The organism is Rhodococcus sp. MEB032 (assembly GCF_030208925.1).
Taxonomy (GTDB): domain Bacteria; phylum Actinomycetota; class Actinomycetes; order Mycobacteriales; family Mycobacteriaceae; genus Rhodococcus_F; species Rhodococcus_F qingshengii.
The window spans coordinates 22,535-29,477 of record NZ_JARVSY010000041.1 but is presented as its reverse complement, the minus strand read 5'-3'; the positions used below and the strand labels follow the sequence as shown (position 1 = coordinate 29,477).

General features: G+C 64.3%; 6 protein-coding genes. 2 read left to right on the top strand and 4 right to left on the bottom strand.

Going from position 1 to position 6,943, the window contains the following annotated elements; all coding sequences use genetic code 11:
• Positions 1-749 (bottom strand): decaprenylphospho-beta-D-erythro-pentofuranosid-2-ulose 2-reductase (gene dprE2 / locus QRN54_RS29610; RefSeq protein WP_285183730.1); only part of this gene is annotated, 749 nt, incomplete at its 3' end.
• 30 nt (positions 750-779) lie between these two features.
• Between dprE2 and QRN54_RS29605 the strand changes: the two genes are divergently transcribed.
• Positions 780-1,205, top strand: coding sequence for a PPOX class F420-dependent oxidoreductase (locus tag QRN54_RS29605; protein WP_058038803.1), 426 nt, complete (start codon positions 780-782; stop codon positions 1,203-1,205).
• Here QRN54_RS29605 and QRN54_RS29600 read toward each other — a convergent pair whose 3' ends face one another.
• Positions 1,206-2,342, bottom strand: coding sequence for a M24 family metallopeptidase (locus QRN54_RS29600; RefSeq protein ID WP_058038804.1), 1,137 nt, complete (start codon positions 2,340-2,342; stop codon positions 1,206-1,208).
• A 37-nt stretch (positions 2,343-2,379) separates the two neighbouring features.
• Here QRN54_RS29600 and QRN54_RS29595 point away from each other — a divergent pair, with 37 nt between their 5' ends.
• Complete coding sequence (locus QRN54_RS29595; RefSeq protein ID WP_058038861.1) at positions 2,380-3,345, top strand: 5'-3' exonuclease; 966 nt, start codon at positions 2,380-2,382, stop codon at positions 3,343-3,345.
• 4 nt (positions 3,346-3,349) lie between these two features.
• On the opposite strand, the gene QRN54_RS29590 is transcribed toward QRN54_RS29595, so the two are convergent.
• Both QRN54_RS29590 and QRN54_RS29585 read right to left on the bottom strand, forming a co-directional pair.
• Positions 3,350-4,174: a DUF4333 domain-containing protein gene (locus tag QRN54_RS29590; RefSeq protein ID WP_003944884.1), complete on the bottom strand. Its 825-nt coding sequence runs from the start codon at positions 4,172-4,174 to the stop codon at positions 3,350-3,352.
• Between the two features lie 52 nt (positions 4,175-4,226).
• The gene (locus QRN54_RS29585; protein WP_003944907.1) at positions 4,227-6,938 is read right to left on the bottom strand and encodes a DEAD/DEAH box helicase; all 2,712 of its coding nucleotides are present in this window, start codon (positions 6,936-6,938) and stop codon (positions 4,227-4,229) included.
• Positions 6,939-6,943 lie beyond the last annotated feature (5 nt).

Sequence of the window (6,943 nt, the reverse complement as noted above, 5' to 3'; positions counted from 1 at the left end):
CGGCGCCAGATCGTCTGAGGCAGAAGCCGCATGACGAAGAACACCGGCTGCAGAATTCGCGGTACCCACACACGCGTCGCCCCGGAGTTCAGTCCCCGCACGACGGCGTCCGCGACCTGCGACGGAGTGCTCGACATAGGGGCAGGCGACATTCCCTCGGTCATCTTGCCGATGACGAACCCGGGCCGTACCAGCATCAATTGGACGCCCGAACCGTGCAGCGCGTCGCCGAGGCCGCTGGCAAAACCGTCCAAGCCGGCCTTTGCGCTCCCGTAGACGTAGTTGGCGCGGCGAACCCGGACGCCGGCGACGGACGAGAACACCACGATCTTTCCGGTTCCCTGTCCGCGCATGATCTCCGCGAGATGCGTGAGGATGCTGACCTGAGCCACGTAGTCGGTGTGCACCACCGCGACCGCGTGCGCCGCGTCGGTTTCGGCACGCGCCTGATCGCCGAGAATCCCGAAGGCCAGCACTGCAATCGAAATCCGGCCGTGCTCGGCCACTACGGCGCCCAGGAGGTCTCCGTGCGTGTCGACGGCGTCGGCGTCGAACTCGACGGTGGAGACGTCGACAGCGCCGGCGTTTTTGAGCATCTGCTCCTGCTCCGACAGCTCTCCGCTGCGTCTGGCAGCCAGAACGATGTTGCGGCCTGGCGCGAGCCTGACCGCGATCTCGAGGCCGATCTCACTTCGTCCGCCGAGGAGCAGTACCGTCTCGATGTCATTCACGTTCGCACCCGCAGTCACCGCTCCAGTGTCCTGGATTACCGTCGTGGCATGACGCTCACCCCCTCCAACACGCCATCGTCACAGCAGACTCTCACCGAAGACGGGCTGAAGTTCGTCGGTGAATACCACCTCGCGACACTCACGACGTTGCGTCCGAACGGCACCCCACACGTCGTTGCCGTCGGGTTCACCTGGGACCAGGAAGCCGGAAAGGCGCGCGTGATCACCAGCGGTGGCTCACAGAAGGCGATCAACGCAGCGCGTGGCGGATACGCCGCCGTCAGTTCGGTCGACGGTGGCCGCTGGCTCACGCTCGAGGGGCCGGCACGCGTGCTCACCGACGCGGACTCCGTGGCCGACGCCGTTCGGCGCTATGCCGAGCGGTACCGCCAGCCACGGGTCAATCCCGCGCGCGTGGTCATCGAAATCGACGTCACACGCATACTCGGGTCCGCTGCGTTCAAGAAAAGCTGATCAGGCGAGGACAGTCAGGCCGTGCGGACGGTTGTTGAACGACTCGCAACCGTCGGCGGTCACGACGACGATGTCCTCGATACGGGCACCCCAACTGCCGCGGAAGTAGATTCCCGGTTCGATGCTGAAGGCCATACCTTCGACGAGTTCGATGGTGTTGCCCTCGACGATGTACGGCTCCTCGTGCACGGACAGCCCGATACCGTGACCGGTGCGGTGAACGAATACCTCTGCAAGCCCTTGTGCGGCAAGCACTTCGCGGGCTGCAACGTCCACGGATTCTGCGGAGATTCCTGGCCGCACCGAATCGACCGCAGCCTGCTGCGCCGCCTCGAGTACCGCGAACTGTGCGGCAACCTCCGCGGACGGCTGCCCCATGCTGTACGTGCGAGTGGAGTCCGAGTTGTATCCGGGCTCGACCGGTCCGCCGATGTCGATGACCACGATATCGCCGCTCTCGATCACCCGGTCCGAAACCTCGTGATGCGGATCGGCGCCGTGCGGGCCCGAACCGACAATCACGAACGCGGCCTCGGTGTGCCCCTCTTCGAGAATCGCCGCCGAAATCGCTTCGCCTACTTCAGCTTCCGTACGTCCGACGACCAAGAACTCGGCCATGCGCGCGTGAACACGGTCGATGGCCGCACCGGCTCGCCGCAACGCCTCGATCTCGGCGCCGTCCTTGACCATCCGCAATTCGCGCAAGACGCCGGTGGCGAGAATCGGCAACGCGCCCAAGGTGTCTGCGAGCGGGATCAGATGCAGCGCAGGCATAGCATCCGTCACCGCCACCTTCGCGCCGGTCGGGAGTTGCGCCGCCACAATCGCATACGGGTCGACACCGTCGACCCAGTCGAGGACGGTCAACCCGAGATCGCCCACTGCCGATTCCTTCAGCGACGCCAACTCCAACCGAGGAAGTACGACGGATGCCTTCGCCGTGTCCGCGGCGATGACCAACGCGGTCAAGCGCTCGAACGAGTCAGCCCGAGAACCCGTCAGGTACCGCAGATCCGGACCGGGAGTCACCACCAGACCGTCGAGACCTGCTGATCGAGCCAACTCGGCGGCACGAGCGATACGTGCGCCGTACACGGCGCTGGAGAATCGGGAATCCTGTTCGGCTGGAGACGTCATGGCTTACAGGTTAGTGCCGACTGGCAGGATGGTGACCATGAGTGGGCCATTGCTTCTCCTCGACGGTGCCAGCCTGTGGTTTCGTGCGTTCTACGCACTGCCCGAGTCATTCGTCGATCCCGACGGAAGACCTGTCAACGCGGTGCGCGGATTCACCGACATGGTTGCTTCCCTGATCACCAAACACCAGCCGAGTCGTCTCGCGGTGTGCCTGGACTTGGACTGGCGACCGCAGTTCCGCGTCGACGCCGTTCCGACGTACAAAGCACATCGCGTCGAGGAAGGCTCTGACGGTGCGTCCGAAGAAGTTCCGGACACGTTGACGCCTCAGGTCGACATGATCATGGACGTGCTCGCTGCAGCGGGTATCGCGACGGCGGGTGCAGTCGGACTCGAAGCCGACGACGTACTGGGAACGCTTGCCGCCACCGAGCGCGAAGATCTCACCGTCGTCGTCAGTGGTGACCGAGACCTACTGCAGGTCGTCACAGACGAGTACGTGCCCGTCCGTGTCCTGTACGTGGGCCGTGGCCTGTCCAAGGCGGAACTCTTCGGACCGGTCGAGGTTGCGGAGAAATACGGAGTACCCGGTGACCGTGCGGGCGAGGCTTACGCCGAACTCGCGGTACTGCGCGGAGACGCCTCCGACGGTCTACCCGGCATCAAGGGTGTCGGTGAGAAGACTGCGTCGACACTGATGCTCCGTTACGGCTCGTTGGCCGGACTTCGGGCGGCCGCAGCTGATCCTGAATCGGATATGGCCAAGGGGATTCGCGCAAAACTGACCTCACCTGAGGCAATGGCTTACCTTGATGCTGCGTTGCCGGTCGTACGAGTGGTTCGCGACGCGGACGTTCAGTTCTCGAAGGACGACCGACTCCCGGCGACCCCCGTCGATCCCGCACGCCTCGAGGAAGTGGCGGCCTCGCTGAACATCGAGCGCTCGGCCGGCCGGCTTGCCGCCGCGCTCGAGGCTGCGGCGGCAAGCCGTTCCGACCAATAGGGCGTCAGCTCGGGCGGCTGACCTCGTACGTGCCGTTGTCGTCGACAAACGTCACGGTCACGTTCGACTTCACACCCGCGATCGAAAGCGTGCAGGTGAACTTGTTGCCTGACTTGACTTCCTGGTCCGCGGGGCACTGAACGTTGCTCACGTTCTTCGCCCCGTAGGACTCGGTGACGATCTTCTCGACGCCGGCCTGAGCCGCGCTCTGATCGAGTGTGTTCTTGCCGAAGACTCCGAACACCAGGGCCACCACGACAGCGGCAAGAACGACGAGAACGCCGATCGCACCGAAGATCAGGGGCTTCTTCGACTTACCCGACTGGTTTCCGGGCGCACCGGGACTCGGGAACGGCTGAGCCTGGTTCCACTGGTTCTGCTGTCCCGGAGTCTGCCCGGGGGCCGTGGCGCCCCACGCCTGCTGCGGTGCGGCAGCCGGAGGCTGACCCCACGCCTGGGTTGCGTCAGGTGACTGCTGTTGCCCGGGCTGACCCCACGGCTGTGCGGGAGGTTGTTGCTGGGGTTGTCCCCACGGCTGTTGCTGGCCGGGTTGTCCTTGTCCAGGCTGTTGCGGCTGACCGTACGCAGGCTGACCACCCGGCTGGCCGTAGGCAGGTTGTCCCCACGGCTGTTGCTGGCCGGGCTGCTGACCGGGCTGCGGTGTTTGACCAGGCTGACCCCACGGCTGTTGCTGGCCGGGCTGCTGACCAGGCTGCTGTTGTCCGCCCGGCTGCTGAGGATTCTGCCCCCACTGCTGCTCGTTCGGCTGCTGCTGATCACCAGGACCCCATTGCCGATTCGGATCGTTCGGTCCGTAAGGCCCGCTCATGTTCGCCTCCCACTCGAAATACCAGTCTGCGAATCAAACCACATAGTTGCGGTCATGCTGCGTCGACAGCAACTACCCCGCGACGAATTGCAGCTACCGCCCGCGCCGCAGTCTTCGCGACGTCGGCATCCGTCGAAGTCAGGCGGACCTGATCGAGGAGATCGATCACCTGACGACACCAACGTACAAAGTCACCCGCAGACAGCGCACGACCCTGCACTCCGGCCGCGATCAGTGCGTCGACAAGCGAGTTTTCGCTCGCCCAGTGATAAACGGCAGTGACGAATCCGAGATCCGGTTCCCGCGTCGGCGGCAGCTTGTGGCGAATCTCGTCCGACCGCAGTTCGCTCCACAATCGTTGAGTGTCGTTGAGTGCGTGACGAAGCGCCGCTGTCGGCACCCGATCGACGGTGTCCCCGTCCCGACGTGATTCGTAGACCACCGAGGACACGACGGCCGCCAGCTCGGCCGGGCTGAGACCTGTCCACGCCCCCGTCCGCAGGCATTCGGCGACCAGAAGGTCGCTTTCCGAGTAGATGCGGCTGAGTCGTCGTCCGGATTCGGTGACTTCGGGCGCTGCTTCGGCAGTCATGTACTCACGCTCTTTGAGTAGCGCAATGATGCGGTCGAACGTCCGCGCCAACGAGTTGGTGGTGGCCGCAGCCTTTTCCCTCATCGACTGCGTTTCCCTGGCCAGCCGGTTGTAGCGCTCACCGATCCGGCTCAGATGTTCACGATCGGGCCAGCTGTGGCACGGATGCGAGCGAATAGCACGTCGCAAAGTAGCGACCTCGGCATCTTCGGACGCGCCGGCCTTGTGGCGCTTCTTTCGCCGGGGGGCACTGATCCCGGTACTACGCAACGCCGAGGCCAGATCGCGCCGGATCCGGGCGGTGTGGTGATCGACATGCTTGGGCAGTCGCATCTTTCCCAGAACGTCGGCTGCTTCCGGGAAATCACCCGAGGAGAGTCGGCCGGCCCACTGATCGGCCGTCAGAACCAGCGGACGCGGGTCCTTCGGATCGTTGTCCGGGACGAGGACCACTGCCACCCCGGAATGACGACCGATGGGAATTGCGATCACGTCACCGCGGGCGAGTGCACGAAGGGACTCAACCGCATCTCCGCGTCGGTCTTCGCGGCCCTTACGTTCGAGCGCGCGCTCGCGCGCACTGAGCCGCTCACGCAACGACGCGTATTCGAAGTATTCGCCGTCCGCACCGCCGAGTTTCTCCTGCAAACCCTTCAGTGCTTCTTCGTTCCGCTCGATGCCACGCACCAGGCCGACCACCGAGCGATCCGCTTGGAACTGCGCGAAGGAACGTTCGAGCAGCTTCCGTGAATCCGCCGCGCCCATGCGCTCGACGAGATTGATCGACATGTTGTACGAGGGGCGGAACGAACTGCGGAGCGGGAACGTCCGTGTCGACGCCAAGCCGGCGACATCCGTCGGCTCGACCCCGGGCTGCCACAGGACCACAGCGTGGCCTTCGACGTCGATGCCGCGTCGGCCGGCCCGACCCGTCAGCTGCGTGTACTCCCCCGGCGTCAGTTCGGCGTGCGATTCACCGTTGTACTTGACCAGACGTTCGAGCACCACCGTGCGTGCCGGCATGTTGATGCCGAGGGCCAGCGTCTCGGTCGCGAAGACCGCCCGCACGAGCCCCTTGACGAACAGTTCCTCGACTGTCTGGCGGAATGCCGGCAGCATGCCGGCATGGTGAGATGCCAGTCCGCGTCGTAGTGCCTTGCACCAGTCCCGATATCCGAGAACTTCGAGATCCTCTTCGGGTAGTTCCCCGGTGTGTTTCTCGATGATGGTGTCGATCTCGCGGACCTGCTCCGGCGAAGTGAGATCCAGTCTGGACCGCAGGCACTGTGCAAGAGCCGCATCACAACCGGCGCGGCTGAAGATGAAAGTGATGGCCGGGAGCAGTCCGGACTGATCGAGCTGAGCGATGACGTCAGGTCGTGGCAAGGGCCGGAAATCGTTGGAACTCTGGTAGCTGCCGCGTCGTCCGCGGCCACGCGGCTGCCAGCTCTCGACGCGTTCGAGAGCCTGACGCTGCTTGACGTGGCGAACCAGATCCTGGTCGACGAGCACGGTCTTCGGCCCGGCAGCAGGATGACTACGACTGTCGAAGAGATCGAAGATTCGCCTACCGACCATGATGTGCTGCCACAGCGGGATCGGCCGAGTCTCGTCCACGACCACAGTGGTGTCGCCGCGGACGGTTTCCATCCAGGCACCGAATTCTTCGGCATTGCTCACGGTCGCCGACAAACTCACCAGGCGTACGTCCTCGGACAGGTGCAGGATCACTTCCTCCCACACCGCCCCACGGAACCGGTCGGCCAGGTAATGCACTTCGTCCATGACGACGTGCGAAAGCCCGCGCAGTGCCTCGGAGTTGGCGTAGAGCATGTTCCGCAGGACTTCGGTGGTCATGACGACCACCGGTGCGTCAGAGTTGATACTCGAATCACCCGTCAGCAGACCGACTTCGCCGGGGCCGTACCGCTCGACGAGTTCGGCGTACTTCTGATTGCTCAACGCTTTGATCGGCGTCGTGTAGAAACACTTGCGGCCCGCCGCCAGAGCCAGATGGACAGCGAACTCGCCGACCACGGTCTTGCCTGCACCGGTCGGCGCGCAGACAAGGACGCCGTGGCCCGCTTCGAGCGCAACGCATGCCTTCACCTGGAATGGATCGAGTTCGAACTTCAGGCTGGACGCGAACGTGCTCAGTTCACTCTTGTTCATAACCA

Coding starts and splice junctions, on each gene's coding strand:
- QRN54_RS29605 (WP_058038803.1), top strand. CDS start 780: ATGACGCTCACCCCCTCCAACACGCCATCGTCACAGCAGACTCTCACC.
- QRN54_RS29600 (WP_058038804.1), bottom strand. CDS start 2,342: ATGACGTCTCCAGCCGAACAGGATTCCCGATTCTCCAGCGCCGTGTAC.
- QRN54_RS29595 (WP_058038861.1), top strand. CDS start 2,380: ATGAGTGGGCCATTGCTTCTCCTCGACGGTGCCAGCCTGTGGTTTCGT.
- QRN54_RS29590 (WP_003944884.1), bottom strand. CDS start 4,174: ATGAGCGGGCCTTACGGACCGAACGATCCGAATCGGCAATGGGGTCCT.
- QRN54_RS29585 (WP_003944907.1), bottom strand. CDS start 6,938: ATGAACAAGAGTGAACTGAGCACGTTCGCGTCCAGCCTGAAGTTCGAA.